At 74.0% G+C, this 19,858-nt stretch carries 17 protein-coding genes; 10 read left to right on the top strand and 7 right to left on the bottom strand.

Annotation, left to right across the window (positions count from 1 at the left end):
• Positions 1–22: 22 nt before the first annotated feature.
• Both purB and mug read left to right on the top strand, forming a co-directional pair.
• Positions 23–1,456 (top strand): adenylosuccinate lyase, encoded by a 1,434-nt coding sequence (gene purB, locus ACZ51S_RS01000; protein ID WP_468801689.1) that lies wholly within the window; start codon positions 23–25, stop codon positions 1,454–1,456.
• Complete coding sequence (gene mug, locus ACZ51S_RS00995; protein WP_468801948.1) at positions 1,453–2,001, top strand: G/U mismatch-specific DNA glycosylase; 549 nt, start codon at positions 1,453–1,455, stop codon at positions 1,999–2,001. The genes purB and mug overlap by 4 nt, the downstream gene beginning before the upstream one ends.
• 13 nt (positions 2,002–2,014) lie before the next feature.
• Here the strand turns inward: mug and ACZ51S_RS00990 are convergent, their stop codons facing one another.
• Genes ACZ51S_RS00990 through ACZ51S_RS00980 form a run of 3 tightly spaced genes read right to left on the bottom strand, consistent with a single transcriptional unit; the run spans position 2,015 to position 4,177 of the window.
• Entirely contained in the window at positions 2,015–2,452 is a 438-nt protein-coding gene (locus ACZ51S_RS00990) for a hypothetical protein (RefSeq protein ID WP_468478734.1), read from the bottom strand.
• A gap of 40 nt (positions 2,453–2,492) precedes the next feature.
• Positions 2,493–3,242 (bottom strand): ABC transporter permease, encoded by a 750-nt coding sequence (locus ACZ51S_RS00985; protein ID WP_468478735.1) that lies wholly within the window; start codon positions 3,240–3,242, stop codon positions 2,493–2,495.
• Between the two features lie 20 nt (positions 3,243–3,262).
• The gene (locus tag ACZ51S_RS00980; RefSeq protein ID WP_468478736.1) at positions 3,263–4,177 is read right to left on the bottom strand and encodes an ATP-binding cassette domain-containing protein; all 915 of its coding nucleotides are present in this window, start codon (positions 4,175–4,177) and stop codon (positions 3,263–3,265) included.
• 108 nt (positions 4,178–4,285) lie between these two features.
• On the opposite strand from ACZ51S_RS00980, the gene ACZ51S_RS00975 reads away from it, so the two are divergent.
• The 3 genes from ACZ51S_RS00975 to ACZ51S_RS00965 all read left to right on the top strand — a co-directional run bounded on the left by ACZ51S_RS00975 (position 4,286) and on the right by ACZ51S_RS00965 (position 7,368).
• Positions 4,286–5,458, top strand: a complete 1,173-nt coding sequence (locus ACZ51S_RS00975; protein ID WP_468478737.1) for a sensor histidine kinase — start codon at positions 4,286–4,288, stop codon at positions 5,456–5,458.
• A gap of 4 nt (positions 5,459–5,462) precedes the next feature.
• Positions 5,463–6,113 carry a response regulator gene (locus tag ACZ51S_RS00970; protein ID WP_388937176.1) on the top strand — a complete coding sequence of 217 codons (651 nt, stop codon included), beginning with the start codon at positions 5,463–5,465 and terminating at the stop codon, positions 6,111–6,113.
• A 100-nt stretch (positions 6,114–6,213) separates the two neighbouring features.
• Positions 6,214–7,368, top strand: coding sequence for an ROK family transcriptional regulator (locus ACZ51S_RS00965; RefSeq protein WP_468478738.1), 1,155 nt, complete (start codon positions 6,214–6,216; stop codon positions 7,366–7,368).
• Positions 7,369–7,480: 112 nt separating this feature from the next.
• Here ACZ51S_RS00965 and ACZ51S_RS00960 read toward each other — a convergent pair whose 3' ends face one another.
• Positions 7,481–8,233, bottom strand: a complete 753-nt coding sequence (locus tag ACZ51S_RS00960) for a GntR family transcriptional regulator (protein WP_468478739.1) — start codon at positions 8,231–8,233, stop codon at positions 7,481–7,483.
• A 332-nt stretch (positions 8,234–8,565) separates the two neighbouring features.
• Between ACZ51S_RS00960 and ACZ51S_RS00955 the strand changes: the two genes are divergently transcribed.
• From ACZ51S_RS00955 to ACZ51S_RS00940, 4 genes are all read left to right on the top strand, one after another.
• On the top strand, positions 8,566–9,417 hold the full coding sequence (locus ACZ51S_RS00955) for an alpha/beta fold hydrolase (protein WP_468478740.1): 852 nt from the start codon (positions 8,566–8,568) through the stop codon (positions 9,415–9,417).
• 114 nt (positions 9,418–9,531) lie between these two features.
• Entirely contained in the window at positions 9,532–11,121 is a 1,590-nt protein-coding gene (locus ACZ51S_RS00950; protein WP_468801947.1) for an alkaline phosphatase D family protein, read from the top strand.
• A gap of 127 nt (positions 11,122–11,248) precedes the next feature.
• Positions 11,249–12,682, top strand: coding sequence for a GNAT family N-acetyltransferase (locus tag ACZ51S_RS00945; RefSeq protein WP_468801687.1), 1,434 nt, complete (start codon positions 11,249–11,251; stop codon positions 12,680–12,682).
• A 91-nt stretch (positions 12,683–12,773) separates the two neighbouring features.
• Entirely contained in the window at positions 12,774–14,483 is a 1,710-nt protein-coding gene (locus ACZ51S_RS00940) for a DUF885 domain-containing protein (RefSeq protein WP_468959182.1), read from the top strand.
• A gap of 74 nt (positions 14,484–14,557) precedes the next feature.
• On the opposite strand, the gene ACZ51S_RS00935 is transcribed toward ACZ51S_RS00940, so the two are convergent.
• Positions 14,558–15,073 carry a rhodanese-like domain-containing protein gene (locus ACZ51S_RS00935; protein WP_468478743.1) on the bottom strand — a complete coding sequence of 172 codons (516 nt, stop codon included), beginning with the start codon at positions 15,071–15,073 and terminating at the stop codon, positions 14,558–14,560.
• Between the two features lie 94 nt (positions 15,074–15,167).
• On the opposite strand from ACZ51S_RS00935, the gene ACZ51S_RS00930 reads away from it, so the two are divergent.
• Entirely contained in the window at positions 15,168–15,614 is a 447-nt protein-coding gene (locus ACZ51S_RS00930) for an Lrp/AsnC family transcriptional regulator (RefSeq protein ID WP_468478744.1), read from the top strand.
• Here the strand turns inward: ACZ51S_RS00930 and ACZ51S_RS00925 are convergent.
• Both ACZ51S_RS00925 and ACZ51S_RS00920 read right to left on the bottom strand, forming a co-directional pair.
• On the bottom strand, positions 15,604–18,615 hold the full coding sequence (locus tag ACZ51S_RS00925; protein WP_468885388.1) for an AAA family ATPase: 3,012 nt from the start codon (positions 18,613–18,615) through the stop codon (positions 15,604–15,606). The genes ACZ51S_RS00930 and ACZ51S_RS00925 overlap by 11 nt on opposite strands.
• The gene (locus tag ACZ51S_RS00920) at positions 18,612–19,778 is read right to left on the bottom strand and encodes an exonuclease SbcCD subunit D (protein WP_468959180.1); all 1,167 of its coding nucleotides are present in this window, start codon (positions 19,776–19,778) and stop codon (positions 18,612–18,614) included. The genes ACZ51S_RS00925 and ACZ51S_RS00920 overlap by 4 nt, the downstream gene beginning before the upstream one ends.
• Between the last annotated feature and the right edge of the window lie 80 nt (positions 19,779–19,858).

The raw sequence follows: 19,858 nt of genomic DNA, 5'->3' as shown, positions 1-19,858 counted from the left end.
GGCCCAAGTAGAATCCCTACACGTGACTGCCAAGCCCCGCATCCCCAATGTCCTGGCCGGCCGCTACGCCTCCGCGGAGCTCGCCGTCCTGTGGTCCCCCGAGTACAAGGTCACGCTGGAGCGGCGGCTGTGGCTCGCCGTGCTGCGCGCCCAGAAGGACCTCGGCATCGAGGTCCCCGACGCCGCCCTCGCCGACTACGAGCGTGTCCTGGAGACGGTCGACCTCGCCTCCATCGCCGAGCGCGAGAAGGTCACCCGGCACGACGTGAAGGCCCGGATCGAGGAGTTCAACGCCCTCGCCGGCCACGAGCACGTGCACAAGGGCATGACCTCCCGCGACCTCACCGAGAACGTCGAGCAGCTCCAGATCCGGCTCTCGCTCGAGCTGGTCCGCGACCGCACCGTCGCCGTCCTGGCCCGCCTCGGCAAGCTCGCCGGCGAGCACGCCGAGCTGGTCATGGCCGGCCGCTCCCACAACGTGGCCGCGCAGGCGACCACCCTGGGCAAGCGCTTCGCGACCGCCGCCGACGAGCTGCTGGTCGCCTACGACCGCCTGGAGGACCTCCTCCGGCGCTACCCGCTGCGCGGGATCAAGGGCCCGGTCGGCACCGCCCAGGACATGCTCGACCTGCTGGGCGGCGACGCCGCCAAGCTGGCGGACCTGGAGCAGCGCATCGCCGCCCACCTCGGCTTCGCCCAGGCCTTCACCTCGGTCGGCCAGGTCTACCCGCGCTCGCTCGACTACGACGTGGTCTCCGCCCTGGTCCAGCTGGCCGCCGCCCCCTCGTCGATCGCGAAGACGATCCGCCTGATGGCCGGCCACGAGCTGGTCACCGAGGGCTTCAAGCCCGGCCAGGTCGGCTCCTCCGCGATGCCGCACAAGATGAACACCCGCTCCTGCGAGCGCGTGAACGGCCTGATGGTCATCCTGCGCGGTTACGCCTCGATGACGGCCGAGCTGGCCGGTGACCAGTGGAACGAGGGCGACGTCTCCTGCTCCGTCGTCCGCCGGGTCGCCCTGCCCGACGCGTTCTTCGCCTTCGACGGCCTGCTGGAGACCTTCCTGACGGTCCTCGACGAGTTCGGCGCCTTCCCGGCCGTCGTGGCCCGCGAGCTGGACCGCTACCTGCCGTTCCTCGCCACCACCAAGGTGCTGATGGGCGCGGTGCGGGCCGGTGTGGGCCGGGAGGCGGCGCACGAGGTCATCAAGGAGCACGCCGTCGCCTCCGCCCTGGCCATGCGCGAGCAGGGCGCCGAGCGCAACGAGCTGCTGGACAAGCTGGCGGCCGACGAGCGGATGCCGCTGGACCGTGCGCAGCTCGACGCCCTCATGGCGGACAAGCTCTCCTTCACGGGCGCCGCGGGTGACCAGGTCGCCGCCGTGGTCTCCCGCATCGAGGCCATCGCCAAGGAGCACCCGGAGGCTGCCGGTTACGCTCCGGGGTCGATCCTCTGACCCCCGACGAGCTCGAAGCCGCCCGCGGCCGCGTCCTCCCGGACGTGGTCGCGGGCGGTCTGCGCGTGCTCTTCTGCGGAATCAATCCGGGTCTCCTCTCCGCCGCGACGGGCCACCACTTCGCCCGCCCCGGCAATCGTTTCTGGCCGGTCCTGCACCTGTCGGGCTTCACCCCGCGAAGGCTGGCCCCCGAGGAGCAGGAGGAGCTGCTGTCCTACCGCCTGGGCATCACCAACGTCGTCGCCCGGGCCACCGCCCGCGCCGACGAGCTGACCACGGAGGAGTTCAGCGAGGGCGGCAGGATCCTGACCGCGAAGGTGGAGCGGCTGCGCCCCCAGTGGCTGGCCGTGGTCGGCGTCACCGCCTACCGCACGGCGTTCGGTGAAAGGAACGCCCGGATAGGCCCCCAGGACCGCACCATCGGCGCCACCCGCATCTGGGCCCTGCCCAACCCCAGCGGCCTGAACGCCCACTGGACCGCGGAGTCCATGGCCGAGGAGTACGCCCGCCTGCGCGTGGCCGCCCAGGACCCCGACGGCTCCTGATCCGCCCCCTCCGCTACGGCGGGTCCACCACGGTGACCCCGGCCATCAGCAGGAACGGGAACTCCTTGTCCCACTGGGCCACGCACACCACCAGCCACCGGTCCTCAACCCGCCACAGGTGCACGTGGTCGGTGATGTTGCACAGCTCCAGCCACGGGTCCGGTATCTCCTCCCCGTCGAACACCCGGTCGAGCGTCGACGCCAGGGCGAAGACCTGTGGCTGTCCCCACCGGTCGCTCAGGGCCTGGGCGAGCGCCCCGTACTCGGCGCTGATCTGTTCCTCGGCCTCCTCCCAGCCGGAGCCGTCGTCGTCCCAGAAATCCCGCGTGCGGCTGAGCTGGACCAGGTGGTAACCGGGGCCGGTGCTCCGTTCGCCTCGCACGGCCGGCTCGGACGGGAATTCCCGCGTCCGGAGCCGGTCGATCGTGTCGAGATGGTCTGCCGTGGTCATGCCGTCAGTATCCGGCGGGCCACTGACAACTGGCCCGGCGTCACGCGTCGCGATGCCGTACGGCCACCCAGCCCGCCGCCAGGGCCGCGAGCGCCCACAACGCGGCCACCGCGAGCCCGCTCCAGGGCCCGAGCGCGCCCTCGGCGTGCGTCCGCATCACCGCCTGGCCGGCCCGGTCCGGCATGAACTGCATGGCCCCGCCCACCACTTGACCCACCACGAAGGGCACGATGAGCAGGAAGGGTATGAGCAGGCTCATCACGAGGGTGCCGCTGCGTACCAGGGCGGTGAGACCGGCCGCCAGCAGGGCAATCAGGGTGAGGTAGACCCCGCTGCCGAAGACGGCGCGCACCGTCCCGGCGTCGCCGAGGGACAGGGCGTACTCCCCCATGAAGGCCTGCCCGGCCACGAAGGTGACGAGGCCGGTGACCTGCCCCACCAGGAAGGCGAGTCCGGCCACGGCGGCGGCCTTGGACAGGTACAGCCTGGTCCTGTTGGGCACCGCGGTGAGCGAGACCCGCAGGGCGCCGTTGCGGAACTCCCCGGCGAAGGCGGTCGCACCGAAGGCTATGGCCGCTATCTGACCGAAGTTGATTCCGAAGAAGGCCGCGAGCAGCCGGTCCTCCCCCAGGGCTCCGGGCTCGGACTTCCCGATCGCGGCGGCGGTGAGCACCGTGATGCCGGCGGTGGCCGCGAAGACGGCCGTCAGCGACCCGACGACCGCGCGGGCGGAACGTATCTTGATCCATTCCGAGTGCAGGACGGGGACGGTGGGCAGGGCGGCGGTCATGGCAGTGGCTCCCATCGGGTTCACGCGGCGGTGGCGGAGAAGGGGGTGCGGCTCGCGGTCAGTTCGAGGTAGGCCTGCTCCAGTGAGGCCCGTTCGTCGGCGAGTTCCAGTACGGCGATGCCCTCCCGGGCGGCGAAGGCCCCGACCCGCTCGGCCCGTATGCCGTCGACGGTCCAGCGCCCTTCCTCGGCGGCGGTCATGAGCAGGCCCTCGCGGGCCAGGGCAGCGGCCAGCCGGTCCGGTTCCGGGGTCCGCAGCCGCACCCTCGGCGTGCTGCGGGCGTCGATGAACTCCTCCAGCGAGCTGTCGGCGAGCAGCCGGCCCTGCCCGAGCACGACGAGGTGGTCGACGAACGCGGCGGACTCGGCCATCAGGTGACTGGAGACGAAGACCGTGCGCCCCTCGGCGGCGAGGCCGCGCATCAGCTCACGGATCCAGATGATCCCCTCGGGGTCGAGGCCGTTGGTCGGCTCGTCCAGCAGCAGGACGCCGGGGTCTCCCAGCAGGGCGGCGGCTATGCCCAGGCGCTGGCGCATGCCGAGTGAGAAGGTGCCGATCCGGCGCCGGGCGACCGCCGCGATGCCGGCCTGCTCGAGGACCACGTCCACCCGGGCGGCGGGGATGCCGTTGCTGACGGCGAGGGCGAGGAGGTGGTCCCGGGCCCGCCGTCCCGCGTGGGCCGCCTGTGGATCGAGCAGGGCGCCGACCTCCCGCAGCGGGCTCCGCAGATCGGTGAACCGGCTCCCGGCGATCGTGGCGGTGCCGGCGGTCGCCCGGTCCAGGCCCAGGACCAGGCGCATGGTCGTGGACTTGCCGGCCCCGTTGGGTCCCAGGAATCCGGTGACCCTGCCCGGCAGGACGTCGAAGGTGAGGTGGTCCACGACCCGGTGGGTGCCGTGGTCCTTGGTCAGTTCGCGGATCTCGATGCGCTTCATGGCTCAAGACTCGCCGTCCGGCCCCGGCCGCTCCCTCCCCCATGCGAGGGTGCCGTCTCCCCCACGTGGGGGAGACGGCACCGGTTCTCCGCCTGCCACGATGAGGGCATGATCCGACTTCTCCGTGCCCCGTTCCGGCCGGTGACGTACTCGCGCTGGCTGCACTTGTGCGTCCCGCTGCTGCTGCTTGCCCTCTGGATGTTCATCAACCCGCGCAGTCCGTGGATGCCCCTGCTGATCGTCATACCGTTCGCGTTCGTGCCCTGGGTACGGCTGGCCGAAGGGCTCCAGGCGCAGTTCCTGCTCACTCCCCAGGACCGGGCCGCTGACGAGAGCCTGATCAGCGCCGCTCCGTCGGCGCGCTGGGCGGACCGGTGGCGCACCCTGCTGTGGCTGGAGATACGGCTGGTGGTGTCGGGGGCCGCCATGTTCGCCAGTGTCTGCCTCCCGGTCGTGTCCGTGGAGCTGTCCGCGGTCGCGCTCGGGCACCCCCCGGCCGACCCCATGCTGCCGTTCGTCCCGGCGCGCTGGGCCGCGGCCCTGCTCGCCCCGGTGCCACTGGTCCTGCTGATCACCGTCGTGGTCCTGCTGGGCGAGCTGATCACCGCGATCGCCCGGCTCCTGCTGGGGCCGTCCGCCTCCGAGCGGCTGACCGCACTGGAGGCGCGTACGGAACGGCTGCTGGAGCGGACCAGGATCGCGCGCGAACTGCACGACTCCATCGGTCACGCCCTGACGGTGGCGGTGGTCCAGGCGGGTGCGGCACGGGCGGCCGGGAACCCGGAGTTCACCGACCGCGCCCTGAGCGCGATCGAGGAAACCGGCCGGGCCGCTCTGGAGGATCTGGAGCGGGTCCTGCTGGTGCTGCGGGAGTCCGCGCAGCCGCCGTCGCAGCGGCCGACCCTCGTGGAGGCGGACCGGCTGCTGGAGTCGGCGCGCGCCTCGGGGGCGGCGGTCGACGCGCAACTGTCGGGCCCGCTGGAGAAGTTGCCCGGCCCGGTCACCCGTGAGGGGTACCGGATCCTGCAGGAGGCGCTCACCAATGTGCTGCGCCACTGCGGTCCCGTTCCCATCCGGGTGCGGGTCGGCATGACCGCGGGACTGCTGGACCTGGAGGTGACGAACCCGCTGTCGGGGCGCCCGGCCGTCATGACGGGTGGGGGCAGCGGGCTGCGGGGGATGCGCGAGCGGGCCGCGCTGCTCGGCGGCACAGCGGAAACCGGTCCCCACGAGGGTGGTTGGCGGGTGCGCGCGCGGCTCCCGCTGGAGCTAATACCCTGACCGGATGCCGGTTACCGTACTGCTCGTCGACGACGAGCCCTTCGTGCGCGCGGGTCTGCGTGCCATTCTGGAGGCCCAGCCCGACATCGCGGTGGTGGGTGAGGCCGCGGATGGTGCGTCCGTCATCCCCCTCGTACGCCGGTTGCGGCCGGACGTGGTGGCGATGGACGTACGGATGCCGCTGCTCGACGGGATCGAGGCGACCAAGGCGGTCCTGCGGTCGGTGGACTCGCCGCCGAAGATCCTCGTGGTCACGACCTTCGAGAACGACGAGTACGTCTATCAGGCGCTGCGCGCCGGAGCCGACGGCTTCCTGCTCAAGCGGGCCCGCCCCTCGGAGATCGTCCACGCGGTGCGGCTCGTCGCCGAGGGCGAGACCCTGCTCTTCCCCGCGGCGGTGCGGGCCCTCGCGGCCGAGTACGGCAACCAGGAGGCCCGCACGGTCCTCAAGCGGGCCGCGCTGACAGAGCGCGAGGAGTCCGTGCTGCGGCTCATGGCGCGGGGGCTGACCAATGTGGAGATCGCCCGCGAGCTGATCGTCGGCACGGAGACCGTCAAGTCCCATGTCAGCGCGATCCTCGGCAAGCTGGGGGCGCGCGACCGGACGCAGGCGGTGATCACGGCGTACGAGTCCGGATTCGTCTCGCCAGCCTGAGGGAAAGCGCTGGTTCCGGCAGAGGGGGGCCGCTTCTCGCCGCCGCGGCGGGGGCGCAGTACGATCCGCCTGACAGGGTCGCTAGCTGGGAGGACACACGTTGGGGCAGCTGACCGGCGGGGATCCCTCTCTGCTCCGGCGCATCAATTCGGCCGTGGTGCTTCGCGCGCTGCGGTCGGCCGGATCGCCCACCCTCACCGACCTCACGCGGGTGACCGGGCTGTCCCGGCCGACCGTCGAGGGGGTCGTGGAGGGGCTGATCGGCACCGGCCTGGTGGTCGAGGCGGTCGCCGAGGAAGGCGCGCGCCGGCAGGGCCGGCCGGCGAGGCGATTCCGCTTCCGCGCCGAGGCGGGGCACCTGCTGGGCATCGAGATCGGCTCGCACCGGATCGCGGTACTGCTGTCGGGGCTCGACGGCCGGGTCATCGGGGCGGGCACCAAGGAAGTCTCCGAGACGGCTTCGGCCGACGAGCGTCTGGAGCGCGTCAGGGCGGCGGTCGCCGATCTGCTGCGCCGGGCCGGGATTCCCCGTGACTCCCTGCGGGCGGTCGGGGTCGGCAGCCCCGGCATCGTCGAGGCCGACGGAACGGTCCGCCTGGGCACGGCCCTGCCGGGCTGGACGGGACTGCCGCTCGGCGAGCGGCTGCGGCGTTCGTTCCGCTGCCCGGTCCAGGTGGAGAACGACGCCAACGCGGCGGCCGTCGCCGAGCACTGGAAGGGCGCGGCGCGCGACACCGGCGACATGGTGTTCGTGATGGCCGGGCTCAGCCCGGGCGCCGGCTCGCTGATCGGCGGCAGGCTGCACCGGGGCTTCGGCGGCGCGGCGGGCGAGATCGGCGCTCTGCACCTGCTGGGCCGTGAAGCCACCCCGGAGCGGCTGCTGTCGACGACGGGCGAACCCCTCCATCCGCTGGACGAGCCTGCGGTCGCGGAGGTGTTCGCGATGGCCAAGCGGGGCGACGAGCGCGCGGTGGCCGCGGTGGACCGGTTCCTCCAGCGGCTCGTCCACGACGTGGCGGCGCTGGTGCTGGCGATGGACCCGGAGCTCGTGGTCGTGGGCGGCTGGGCGGCCGGCCTGGACGGGGTCCTGGACCCTTTGCGCCGGGAACTGGAGCGCTACTGCCTGCGCCCGCCGCGGGTGGCCCTGTCCCTGCTCGGCGAAGCGGCCGTGGCCACGGGGGCCCTGCGCCTCGCCCTGGACCACGTCGAGGAAGAGCTGTTCGCGGTGGAGAAGACGGTCACCACCCGCCGGTGACTCCCGGTCCGAGGCCCGCCTCGTGGCGGCGCCCGGACACGGAGAACCCCGGGGGCCGTGGGCTCCCGGGGTCTTCCGCGCGGTGCGGCGGTGGTTCGCGCGTGCGGCGCTGTCAGGAGGCGGCGCGGGTCTCCGTGATCTCCACGCCGGAGTCGCCGAAGGTGAGGCGGCAGGTGTCGGCCCGGTAGGTGGCCACAGAGACGGCGGCGGTGCCCGCGGCGGTGAAGTAGCGGGTGGTCACGAGGAGCACGGGCGCGCCGGGCAGCCGGTCCAGCTCCTTGGCGTCGTCGGCCCGGGCCGAGCCCAGCTCGACCGAGCGGTCCTGCCCCTCCAGGGAGAGGCGCTGGAGCTCCCTCATGACGGCCCGCGCCCGGGCGGGACCGGCCGGCGCGTCGATGGCGGAGAGCCCGGGCACGGAGGCCGCGGGCACGTACAGCAGCTCGGCGGCGACGGCCTGGCCCTGCGTGACGCGGGTCCGGCGCACGGTGTGCACGGCCTCGCCGGCCGCGGTTCCGAGCAGCTTCAGGACGGCGGCGGCGGGGACGGCCTCGACCGCGTCCACGGCCTCCCAGCCCTCGGTGCCCTCGCCGGGCCAGCCGTGCCGCGCGCCGCCGACGGCGACGCCCACGCGCGGCGGGGCGACGGTGGTCCCGACCCCGCGGCGGCGCTGGAGGCGGCCTTCGAGTTCGAGCTGCTCCAGGGCCTGTCGCAGGGTGGCGCGGGCCACTCCGAAGCGCGCGGCGAGCTCACGCTCGTTCGGCAGGACCTCGCCGACCGCGAAGTCCTGGTCCAGCGCGTCGCTGAGCACGGTCTTCAGGTGCCAGTACTTCGGCTCCGGCACCGTTTCGAGCTGCGTCGTCCCCACCCTGACTCCTCCTGCAATCCGCCGCTGTCACCGTGCTCGGCATCGCCGTGCTCCAGCGGCGTTTCCGCGCCGCAGTTCCGCGCCCTTGTTTATTAAAGGTTCCTGCACTATCCGCGACGATAGGACGGCGCACCCCCTTGGTCAAGACCAATCCTGGCCGCTTTGCCGGGCAGACCGGGCATATGTAGCAAGCCGTTCACAGGATGTTCGCGCCCCGCACCACCTCGTCGCGGGGATTCCGTACGGGCTTGTGCCCGGGGCTACCGGGCGGTAGTGATGGACCCGTCATTACTGACGGCCTGTCTCATACGCGTCCCCCGACGAGGAGCAGCATGACCGCCACGGTCTCCTTCACGATCGATTCGCCGCTGGGCCCCCGCACCGCCACCGTCGCCCACGAGCGCAAGGGCGCCGGCGAACCGCTCCTCCTCCTGCACGGCATCGGCCACCACCTCCGGGCCTGGCAGCCGGTGACCGGCATCCTGGCCGCCGATCACGAGGTCATCGCGGTCGACCTGCCCGGCTTCGGCGACTCCGAGCCGCTGCCCCCGGGCGTCCCGTACGACCTCGGCACCATCACCGCGGCCCTCGGGGCGCTCTGCGCGGCGCTCGGCGTCGAGCGCCCGCACGTCGCGGGCAACTCCCTCGGCGGACTGCTCGCCCTGGAGATGGGGCGCACGGGTCGGGCCCGCTCGGTCACCGCCCTGTCCCCCGCCGGGTTCTGGACGGAGTCCGAGCGGCGCTACGCCTTCGGCGCGCTGCGCGCCATGCGCGCCGGGGCCAGGGCGCTGCCCCTGCCGGTCCTGGAGCGGCTCTCGCGCAGCGGCCCCGGCCGCGCCGCGCTCACCGGCACCATTTACGCCCGCCCCGCGCGGCGCGCCCCGGAGGCGGTGGTCGCCGAGACCCTCGCCCTGCGGCGGGCCACGGGCTTCGAGCGGACCCTCGCCGCGGGCGGCTCCGTACGGTTCACGGACGACGTTCCCGGACTGCCCGTCACGATCGCCTGGGGCACCCTCGACCGGCTGCTGCTCCGCCGCCAGGGCGTCCGCGCCAAGCACACCGTCCCCGGGGCCCGGCTGATCCGGCTCCCCGGCTGCGGCCACGTGCCGATGAACGACGATCCGGCGCTGGTGGCGCGCGTCATCCTGGACACCGCGCGGGCGGCGGCCGGGCACCGGTCATGACCGGCTGACGGTTGTTCATCCACGGTTCGCGTGGGGGACGCGGTCGGTCCCGTGTGCGAAGGCACACTGGTCCGGCCCGCCCCCGCCGGCCCTGGAGACGCACCCATGGCACCGATGCCGCACACCCGACGGACCCTGCTCGGCGGTTCCCTCGCCGTCCCGCTCGGTCTCGCCCTGTCCGCCGCGCCGGCCCCACCGGCCATGGCTTCCGCCCGCCGCGCCGCCGGCTTCGTCCGCGCCGGCCGCCCGGCCGCGCTCTGGGGGACCCAGTCGGGAGAGGTCACCCCGCACTCGGCCACCGTCTGGACCCGCTCCGACCGTCCCGCCCGGATGTACGTGGACACCTCCCCGAGCGAGTCGTTCCGCTACGGCGTCCGCCGCCACGACGGCCCCTACCTCGGCCCGGCCACCGACCACACCGGCACCGTCACCCTCCGCGACCTGCCGCCCGGCCGGCAGATCCACTACCGGGTCGTGCTCACCGACCCCGACGACCCGCGCCGCTCCGGCGAGCCGGTGCGCGGCGCCTTCCGCACCGCGCCCGTCTCCCGCCGCCACGACGTGCGCTTCCTGTGGTCCGGAGACCTGGCGGGCCAGGGCTGGGGCATCAACCCGGAACTGGGCGGGTACCGCGTCTTCGGCGAAATGCGCCTGCGGGACCCCGACTTCTTCCTCTTCAGCGGGGACACCATCTACGCCGACGGGCCCATCAAGGCCGCTGTGCCGCTGCCCGACGGCCGCGTCTGGCAGAACGTCACCACCGAGGAGAAGTCCCGGGTGGCGCAGACCCTGGACGAGTTCCGGGGGAACTTCCGCTACAACCTGCTCGACGGCAACCTGCGCGACTTCTACGCCCAGGTCCCCGTCCTCGCCCAGTGGGACGACCACGAGGTGCGCAACAACTGGTACCCGGGGCAGCTCCTCGACGACCCGCGCTACACCGTCAAGGACGTCGACACCCTCGCCGCCCGCGCCCGCCGCGCCTTCGGCGAGTACTTCCCGGTCACGGACCTGCGGGGCGGGCGGGCCGAGGGGCGGATGTACCGGGTGCTGCGGCACGGTCCGCTGCTGGACGTGTTCGTGCTGGACATGCGCACCCACCGCGACGCCAACTCGCCCGGCCGCCGGACCGACGACCCGGTCGGCATCCTCGGCGCCGAGCAGCTGGCCTGGCTGAAGCGGGAACTGTCGCGCTCCCGCGCCACCTGGAAGGTGATCGCCGCCGACATGCCGCTGGGCATCGTCGTCCCGGACGGGGCGGTGAACTTCGAGGCGGTGGCGCAGGGCGATCCGGGGGTGCCGCTGGGGCGCGAGCTCCAGATCGCGGAACTGCTGCGGCACATCAAGCACCAGCACATCACGGGCACCCTCTGGCTCACCGCCGACGTCCACTACACCGCCGCCCACCACTACGCGCCCGAGCGCGCGGCCTTCTCCGACTTCGCGCCGTTCTGGGAGTTCGTGTCCGGGCCGGTCGGCGCGGGCGGCTTCCCGGCCGGCCGGCTCGACGCCACCTTCGGGCCGCGGACGGAGTTCGTCCAGTCGGCGCCGGTCGCCAACATGTCCCCGGCCGAGAACCCGCCGTACTACGGCGAGGTCGAGATCGACGGCGGGAGCGGGGAGCTCACCGTCCGGTTGCGGCGCGAAGGAGGCGGCGTGCTCTTCACGAAGTCCCTCCAGCCGGGCCGCGTGGGGCAGGCGTGACGGGCGGCGGGCCGGCCCGCCGTCCGAAATCCGCTGGAAAACCCGGCGAAACCGGCCAGAGCGACGCTTAACCAGTCGGTCACAGACCGTTCGTGATCACGCAACACCCCTGGGTCACAGTGGTCGCATGACTGACCGTAACCCCGCCTACCACGCCCAGCGCCCCCACCGTCACCACTGGCGCCGGGACCTCGTCGAACTCGCCGCCCTCTTCTGCGCCGTCGCGGTCGCCGACGGCATCGCGAACCTCGTCGTGCACGGCCCCGACGGCCCGGTCCTGCTCATCGCCTCGGCCGTCGCCCTCCTGGTCACGGCGGCCTTCCACACCTGGTGGGCGCGCCGGCACAGTCATGCGCCGCCCCCGGAGCACAAGGCCGCCCCCGGTGCGCCCGCCCCCGTGCCGGCGGCATCCGCCTCCCCGGCACTGTGGCGGATGCGGACCACGGTGCGCGACGAGCCCGGCAGCCTGGCCGCGCTGTGCACCGCCCTCGCCCGCGAAGGCGTCGACATCCTGTCCCTGCAGACGCACCCCCTCCCCGAAGGCGGCACGGTCGACGAGTTCCTGCTGCGCTCCCCGCGCGAGCTGCCCTCCGCCGGCCTGAGCCGGGCCGTCTCCCAGGCCGGAGGCCGCAGCACCTGGATCGAGCGCGCCGACGCCCACGACCTGGTGGACGCCCCCACCCGGGTCCTGGGCCTGGCCACCCGCACCGCCCTGGACGCCGCCGAACTCCCCCTCGCACTGCGCCAGCTGCTCGGCCGCTGCACCATCCAGTCGATCCCCGCCACCACCCTCTCGGGCCGCCCCAACACCGGCGCCGACGCCCCCGTCGAAGGCGTCCTGGAGTCCACGGTGATGCGGCTGCGCGACCCCTCGGGCGGCGCCATCACCGTGGAACGGCCCCATCTGCCCTTCACCCCGACCGAGTTCGCCCGTGCCCGCGCCCTCGTCGAGCTCGACGCCCGCCTCGGGCCCCGGATCCCCCGGAGCCAGGACGTGCTGACCCTGCCCGAGGGCAACGAGATCACCGTGCGCCGCGCGGACGGCTCCGACCTGGAGGCCGCGCGCGCCATGCACGAGCGGTGCAGCGAGCGCACCCTCGGCCTGCGCTACCACGGTCCCGTCGCCGACGCCGACCGCTACCTCGGGCACCTGCTGAGCCCCCGCTTCGGCCGCACCCTCGCCGCGACCACCGCCTCCGGCAGGCTCGTCGCCCTCGGCCACCTGCTGTGGGACGGCGACGAGACCGAGGTGGCCCTGCTCATCGAGGACGACTGGCAGCGCCGGGGCATCGGTTCGCAGCTGCTGCGCCGCCTCGTCGCGATGGCCGTCGAGGCCGGGTGCGACAGCGTGTACGCCGTCACCCAGGCCTCCAACACGGGGATGGTCGCGGCGATGCGCGGCCTCGGACTGCCCCTCGACTACCAGATCGAGGAGGGCACCCTGGTGATCACCGCCCGGCTGGACGCGACCCCGGTCGTCTCCCGCCTGCCGTACGAAGTCCCGCGCGAGCGGCCCCGAACCGAACGCGGCACGGCCCCGGGCCCTGACCGGAGGCCGTAGGTCCCCGGCCGCCCGGCCGCCCAGCCGTCCGTCAGGAGGCTGGGCGGCTATGGTGATGACGCGGGGGCCCCGCGCATACGAAGATGTCCGCATGCCAGAGACCCTCCACACCGACAGCGCAGCGCGTCTGCCCCGCCAGGTCGCCGACGCCTACGTCGACGACCTCATCACCCTCGACCCGATCCAGGGCACCTACCTCGGCGTTGCCGCCAGCTCGGGCAAGCTGCCGGACTACTCCCCCGCAGGCCGCGCCGCGGTCGCCGAACTGCTGCGCACCACCCTCGACCGGCTGGACGCCGCCGAGCGGCTGCCCGGCGCCGGCACCGACGCGGAGCGTCGCTGCGCGCGGCTGCTGCGCGAGCGGCTGCGCGCCGAACTCGCGGTGTACGAGGCCGACGAGGACCTGCGCGCCGTGAGCAACATCCATTCCCCCGCGCACGCCGTCCGTGAGGTCTTCACCCTCACCCCGGCCGACACCGAGGAGGACTGGGCCGCGATCGCCGAGCGGCTGCGAGCCGTACCGGCCTGCTTCGCCGGCTACCGCGAGAGCCTCGCCCTCGGCCTGGAGCGCGGGCTGTACGGCAGCCCGCGTCCCGCCGCCACCTTCGTCGAGCAGCTCACCACCTGGGCCGGCCAGGACGGCGACGGTTCCCGGGACTTCTTCGGGGAGTTCGCCGCCGCCGGCCCCGAGTCCCTGCGCGCGGAGCTGGACGGGGCGGCGGCCGGTGCGACGGCCGCCGTGGCCGAGCTGCGCGACTGGATGCGCGACGTGTACGTACCGGCCGTCGCGGACGTCCCGGACCCGGTGGGCCGCGAGCGCTACGCCCGCTGGTCGCGCTACTTCAACGGCACTGACCTGGACCTGGACGAGGCGTACGCCTACGGCTGGGCCGAGTACCACCGGCTGCTCGCCGAGATGAAGACCGAGGCCGCCAAGATCCTTCCGGGCTGCGTCGACCCGTGGGACGCCCTGCGGCACCTGGACGAGCACGGCACCCACATCGAGGGGGTCGAGGAGGTCCGTGACTGGCTCCAGGGCCTGATGGACGAGGCCATCGAGAACCTCGACGGCACCCACTTCGAACTCGCCGAGCGGGTCAAGCGGGTCGAGTCGATGATCGCCCCGCCGGGCGGTGCCGCGGCCCCTTACTACACCAATCCCTCCGAGGACTTCTCCCGTCCGGGCCGCACCTGGCTGCCGACCATGGGCCAGACCCGCTTCCCCGTGTACGACCTGGTCTCCACCTGGTACCACGAGGGCGTTCCGGGGCACCACCTCCAGCTCGCGCAGTGGACGCACGTCGCGGACCAGCTCTCCCGCTACCAGGCGAGCGTCGGGCTCGTCAGCGCCAACGCCGAGGGGTGGGCGCTGTACGCGGAGCGGCTGATGGACGAGCTGGGCTACCTCAAGGACGCCGAGCAGCGCCTGGGTTACCTGGACTGCCAGATGATGCGTGCCGCGCGGGTGATCGTGGACATCGGCATGCACCTCGGGCTGGAGATCCCGGCGGATTCGCCGTTCCACCCGGGCGAGCGCTGGACGGTGGGCCTGGCGCAGGAGTTCTTCGGCCTGCACAGCGGCCGCCCGGCGGACTTCGTCGAGAGCGAGCTGACCCGCTACCTGTCGATGCCGGGGCAGGCCATCGGCTACAAGCTGGGTGAGCGCGCCTGGCTGCTGGGCCGGGACAACGCCCGGGCCGCGCACGGTGACTCCTTCGACCTGAAGAAGTGGCACATGGCGGCGCTGTCGCAGGGTTCGCTGGGCCTGGACGACCTGGTGGACGAGCTGTCGCGGCTCTGAGGCTCCGGTTCGCGCACGGCGACGGGCCGCCCGCTCCCTCCGGGGAGCGGGCGGCCCGTCGCCGTCGGGGCGGCTCAGCAGCCGCAGTCGTCCGAGTCGGTGGGAGCCGTCAGCGGGTCGGCCTCGGCGCGCTGCTGCGAGCCCTGCCAGGTCTCGACCTCGAAGCCCTCACGGATCCAGTACTCGATGCCGCCGAGCATCTCCTTGACCTGGAAGCCGAGTTCGGCCAGGGCGAGGGCGGAGCGGGTGCCGCCGTTGCAGCCCGGGCCCCAGCAGTAGGTGACCACGGGGACGTCCTTGTCGAGCAGCTTCTCCGCCTGCTCGGGAATCAGCGCGGTGGGCAGGTGGATCGCGCCGGGCACGTGGGCCTGGTCCCAGGAGGGGGTGGAGCGGGAGTCGATCAGCTGGAAGCCGAGGTCGGCGCCCTGCTCACGGTGGGCCCTGAAGGCGGCGGCGACGTCCGAGACGTCCGCGTGGAAGGCCAGGCTCGCCGCGAAGTACGCGGCGGCGGCGGCCGGGCTGGCCGGGGGGACCCGGAGCACGGGGTTCGCGGGGGCGGGGGCGCCGGTCTGGGGCTGCGTCGTCGTCATGGCTCAAAATCTACGAACCGTTGATCAAGGCGTGAAGTGGTTTTCCCCGGCCTTTCCCCTGTTCCTCCGGGGATTCCCCTGGTAGACCTGCGCCGTGACCGGTCATTCCCCCGACGCCACCGACTGGCGGATCCTCGCGGCCCTCCAGCGGGACGGCCGCGCCAGTTTCACGGAGCTCGCCCGCGCCGTGTCGATGTCGGCGAGCGCCGTCACCGAGCGGATCCGCCGGCTGGAGGAGGCCGGGATCATCATCGGCTACACGGCCGTGGTCGACCACGAGAAGCTGGGCAAGACCATCCTGGCGCTGGTGCGGCTGCGCTATCCCCACGGCAACTACAAGCCGTTCCACGACTTCCTGGAGGCGACCTCCGAGATCCTGGAGGCGCACCACGTGACCGGGGACGACTGCTTCGTCCTCAAGGTGGCGGCCCGTTCGATGGGCCACTTGGAGGAGGTCACGGGCCGGATCGCCGGGCTCGGCCCGGTGACCACCAGCATCGTGTACTCGTCCCCGCTCGCCCGGCGGCCGCTCAGTCCGTGACGCCCGCCGTGCGGTGGCGCACCACGGAGCCGCCGCGCTGTTTGACGATCTCCAGCTGGGCCTGGACCCGGGTGCGCAGGTCGCCGACGTGGCTGACGATGCCGACGCTGCGGTCCCGCTCGCGCAGCGAGTCCAGTACGTCGAGCACCTCGTCCAGGGACTGGTCGTCGAGGCTGCCGAAGCCCTCGTCGATGAAGAGGGTGTCCAGCCGCATGCCGCCCGCCTCATCGGTGACCACGTCGGCCAGTCCCAGGGCCAGGGCGAGGGAGGCGAAGAAGGTCTCACCGCCCGACAGGGTGGCGGTGTCGCGCTCGCTGCCGGTCCAGGCGTCCAGGACGTGCAGCCCGAGGCCGGAACGCCCGCGTCCGCTCGCCCGCGCGTCGGAGTGCACGAGGGTGTAGCGGCCGCCGGACATGCGCAGGAGCCGTACGGTCGCGGCGGCGGCGACCTGCTCCAGCCGCGCGGCCAGGACGTACGCCTCCAGGCGCATCTTGCGCTCGTTGTCCGCGGAGGTGCCCGCGGTGAGCCCGGCAAGGCGGGCCACCCGCTCGTACGCCTCGCGCAGCGGGCCCAGGGCGCGCAGCTCCTGCTCCGCCTGGCGCGAGAGCCGGTCCAGCTCGGCGCAGCGCACCCGGGCCGCGTCGACGGCCGAGCCGGCGCCGCGCAGCCGGGCCGCGGCCCGCTCCTCGGCGGCCGCGGCGGCGGCCGGATCGGCGGGGGGCAGGGCGGCCGCCGCGGCGGTGTCCCGCTCGGCCCGCCGGTCGGCCAGCATCGCCTCCTCGGCCTGCCAGGCGTCCAGGCGGTGCTGGAGCGCGGTGCGTTCGTACTCCGGGAGCACGGCGTCGGCCGCCTGCTCGGTGGTGTCGAACCCGGCCTTGAAAGCGGCGTCGGCGAGCTGGTCGTCGGCCTCCTTCAGCCGGGCGGCGGTGGCCTCGGCACGGCGCAGCGCGGCGGCGGCCGTGGTCACCATCCGGATCCGGTCCTCGAGGGTGCGGGCACGGGCGGCGACGCTGGGCGAGTCGGCCCGGACGAGGACCAGTTCGGCTTCGAGGGAGGCCTGCTCCTCGTCGAGGGCCTCGCGCCGGGAGGCCCGGGCGGCGGCACGGCGTTCGGCTTCGAGCCGTTCGGCGCTGCGCGCGGCGTGCTCCCGCTCGGCGCGGGCGAGCCGCTCGCGGGCGGTGTGCAGTGCGGCCGCGTCCGCGTGGGCGGCGGCGTGACGGGCGCTCAGATCGGCGGTGAGGCCGAGGAGTTCGGCGGTGGTGGCGTCCCCTGCGGCGGAGGCCGCCTCGGCCTGCGCCTCCCGGACGGCGGCGAGCCGGCGCTCGACGGCGGCCCTGCGCTCCTCGGCCTGCTCGAAGCGGGCGTGGGCGGCGTCCTCGGCGGCGCGGTCCACGTGCCCGGGCGCGGGGCGGGCGGGCGCGGGGTGCTCGGCGGACCCGCACACCGTGCAGGGTTCCCCGGGGGTCAGGGCCCCGGCGAGTTCGGCGGCGATGCCCCGCAGCCGGGCCTCCTTCAGCTCCAGCCAGGTCTCCCGGGCGGCAGACGACTCCTCGCGCGCCCGCAGCAGTTCGCCCGCGGCGGCTTCGGCGTCGGCGGCGAGGGCGTCGCGGCGCCGGGCGGCGGTCAGCTGCATCCGGGCGGGCTCCAGCCGGCCCGCGAGCTGCTCGGCGAGGGTGAGGGCCTGCTGCGCGGAGTCGACGCGCTCCTGGAGGGCGGCCCGGGTGGTCTCCCAGCGGGCGAGCCACTCGGCGGACTCCTGGTACCGCTCGTCGGCGTCCCGGGACTCCCGCTCCAGCGTGGCGCGCTCCCGGCCGATCTCGGCGCTGCGCTGTTCGGCCCGCTGGGCGGCGCCGGCCGCGCCGAGGTCCTCGCGCAGGCGCTGCTCGACTGCGGCGAGCTGTTCGGTGCCGGCTTCGGCGAGGCCCGGGGGGAGTTCGGCCCGGGCGAGGGTTTCCGCGTGCGCGGCGGTGAGATGGGCGGCGGCCGCGGCTCCGCGCAGTTCCAGGGCGGGGGCCACGAGGGCGCCCCGGCGGGCCCGGTCGAGCAGGGCCCGTACCCGCTCGCGCTCCGGTGCCGCCTGCGCCAGCAGGGCCGCCCGGCGGGCGGTTTCGGCGTGGCGGCGCTGGAGCCGGTCGAGTTCCCGCGCCTCCTCGGCGTCGCGCCGGGCGGCGGCGTGCCGTCCCTCGACGGCGGCGAGCGCGTACTCGGCGACGGTGAGCCGCTCGCGGGCGGAGCACCGGGCGACGGCCGCCCAGGCCCGGACGGCCTCGGCGAGGCCGGGGTCGCCGGGCTGGTGGCGGGGCAGCGGCCAGGCGCGCAGGTCGGCGCTGTCGCCGGCGGCCTGCGCGAGCCGCTGGGCGGCGGCGAGCACCTTCTCGTCGCCGGCCCGCACCCTGGCCTCGGCGGCGCGGCGGCGTTCGGCGAGCAAGGTCTCGACGGCGGCGAAGCGGCGGGTGTCGAAGAGCCGCCCGAGGAGCCGGCCGCGGGCTTCGGCCCCGGCCCGCAGGAACTGGGCGAACTCCCCCTGCGGCAGCAGGACCACCTGGCAGAACTGTTCGCGGCTCATGCCGAGGAGCTGCTCGATCTCCTCGCCGATCTCCTGGTGGGAGCGGCTCAGGGCGGTCCAGCCGTCCCCGGTGTGCTCGCGGAGCCAGGACTGGGCCTTGTCCCTGGTGGTGCCGGTGCCGCGTTTCTTGGGGCGGTCCTGTTCGGGACGCCGGGTGATCTCCAGCCGGCGTCCGCCGACGGTGAGTTCGAGGGTGACCTCGGTGGGCGTGCCGGGGGCGGCGTGGTCGCTGCGCAGGGTGGTGCCGGGGGCCTGGCGGGAGCCGGGGACGGATCCGTAGAGGGCGTAGCAGACGGCGTCGAGGACGGAGGTCTTGCCGGCGCCGGTGGGGCCGTGCAGCAGGAAGATGCCGGCGCCGGAGAGGGCGTCGAAGTCGATGGTCTGGGGTTCGGCGAAGGGGCCGAAGGCGGTGATCCCGAGCCGGTGGAGCCTCATCGGCCGGCCTCCTGACGGCCGTCCTCGGCGCGTACGTCCTCGAAGGCGTCGCGCAGCACGGCCCGCTCGGCCTCGTCGGCGGTGCCGCCGCCGCGTACGTGGGCGACGAAGTCCTCGGCGATCTCCTGATCGCTGCGGCCCTTGAGGCGCTGGGCGTAGGAGGCGGTGCCCTCCTCCTGGCGGCCCTCGGGGTCGAAGGCGAGGCTGAGGGTGTGCGGGAAGCGGGCGGCGAGCCGGGTCATGGGGTCCTCGGGCCGGGTGGGGTCCGTGAGGGTGGCCTCGATCCAGGAGTCCTCGTACGGGGTGTGCGCGGGGTCGTCGAGGAGGTCCTCGAGCCTTCCCCGCAGCCGGGCGAGCGGGCGGGGGACGGGGGTGTCGACGCGCTCGGCGGTGATCTCCCCGCCCGGGCCGAGGTCGACGAGCCACATGGTCTTGCGGTGGGCGGCCTCGGAGAAGGAGTAGGCGAGGGGGGAACCGGAGTAGCGGACCCGTTCGTTGATCGTCTGGCAGCCGTGGAGGTGGCCGAGGGCCGCGTAGTCGACCCCGTCGAAGACGGAGGCGGGTACGGCCTCGACCCCGCCGACGGCGATGTCGCGCTCGCTGTCGCTGGCCTGCCCGCCGGTGACGAAGGCGTGGGCGAGGACCACGGAGCGGGTGCCGGGGGCGCGGCCGGCCAGGTCGGCCCGGATCCGGTCCATGGCCGCGCCCAGCACCGCCTCGTGGCTGACCTTCTCGGCGGCGAAGGTGTCCTTGACCAGTGCCGGTTCCAGGTAGGGCAGCCCGTAGAAGGCCACGTCACCGTGTACGTCGGCCAGCACCACCGGGTCGGCGCAGCCGGCGGGGTCCGTCTTGAGGTGGATCCCGGCCCGGCCGATGAGCCCGGCGCCGACACCGAGGCGGCGGGCGGAGTCGTGGTTCCCGGAGATCATCACCGTCGGAACGCCGAGGTCGGCGAGCCGGTGCAGGGCCCGGTCGTAGAGCTCGACGGCGGCCAGCGGGGGTACGGCCCGGTCGTAGACGTCCCCGGCGACGAGGACGGCGTCGACCCGGTGCTCCCGGACGGCTTCGACGAGGTGATCGACGAAGGCGGCCTGGGCTCCGAGCATGTTCACACGGTGGAAGGACCGGCCGAGGTGCCAGTCGGAGGTGTGCAGAAACTTCAAGATACCGCTCCGACCTGCACGTTTACCGCTCCTCCGTCTCCGAACCCAGCACCGGACCAGCACGGTCGCCGTGGTCCGCG

The organism is Streptomyces sp. NPDC034043, from assembly GCF_055575675.1.
The sequence above is the reverse complement of the archived record's forward strand: the minus strand, read 5'-3'. Positions and strand labels throughout refer to the sequence as shown.

Excerpts from the sequence above, each read along its gene's own strand:
- ACZ51S_RS00990 (WP_468478734.1), bottom strand. The coding sequence starts at position 2,452 with ATGACCACGGCAGACCATCTCGACACGATCGACCGGCTCCGGACGCGG.
- ACZ51S_RS00985 (WP_468478735.1), bottom strand. The coding sequence starts at position 3,242 with ATGACCGCCGCCCTGCCCACCGTCCCCGTCCTGCACTCGGAATGGATC.
- ACZ51S_RS00980 (WP_468478736.1), bottom strand. The coding sequence starts at position 4,177 with ATGAAGCGCATCGAGATCCGCGAACTGACCAAGGACCACGGCACCCAC.
- ACZ51S_RS00975 (WP_468478737.1), top strand. The coding sequence starts at position 4,286 with ATGATCCGACTTCTCCGTGCCCCGTTCCGGCCGGTGACGTACTCGCGC.
- ACZ51S_RS00970 (WP_388937176.1), top strand. The coding sequence starts at position 5,463 with ATGCCGGTTACCGTACTGCTCGTCGACGACGAGCCCTTCGTGCGCGCG.
- ACZ51S_RS00955 (WP_468478740.1), top strand. The coding sequence starts at position 8,566 with ATGACCGCCACGGTCTCCTTCACGATCGATTCGCCGCTGGGCCCCCGC.
- ACZ51S_RS00950 (WP_468801947.1), top strand. The coding sequence starts at position 9,532 with ATGCCGCACACCCGACGGACCCTGCTCGGCGGTTCCCTCGCCGTCCCG.
- ACZ51S_RS00945 (WP_468801687.1), top strand. The coding sequence starts at position 11,249 with ATGACTGACCGTAACCCCGCCTACCACGCCCAGCGCCCCCACCGTCAC.
- ACZ51S_RS00940 (WP_468959182.1), top strand. The coding sequence starts at position 12,774 with ATGCCAGAGACCCTCCACACCGACAGCGCAGCGCGTCTGCCCCGCCAG.
- ACZ51S_RS00935 (WP_468478743.1), bottom strand. The coding sequence starts at position 15,073 with ATGACGACGACGCAGCCCCAGACCGGCGCCCCCGCCCCCGCGAACCCC.
- ACZ51S_RS00925 (WP_468885388.1), bottom strand. The coding sequence starts at position 18,615 with ATGAGGCTCCACCGGCTCGGGATCACCGCCTTCGGCCCCTTCGCCGAA.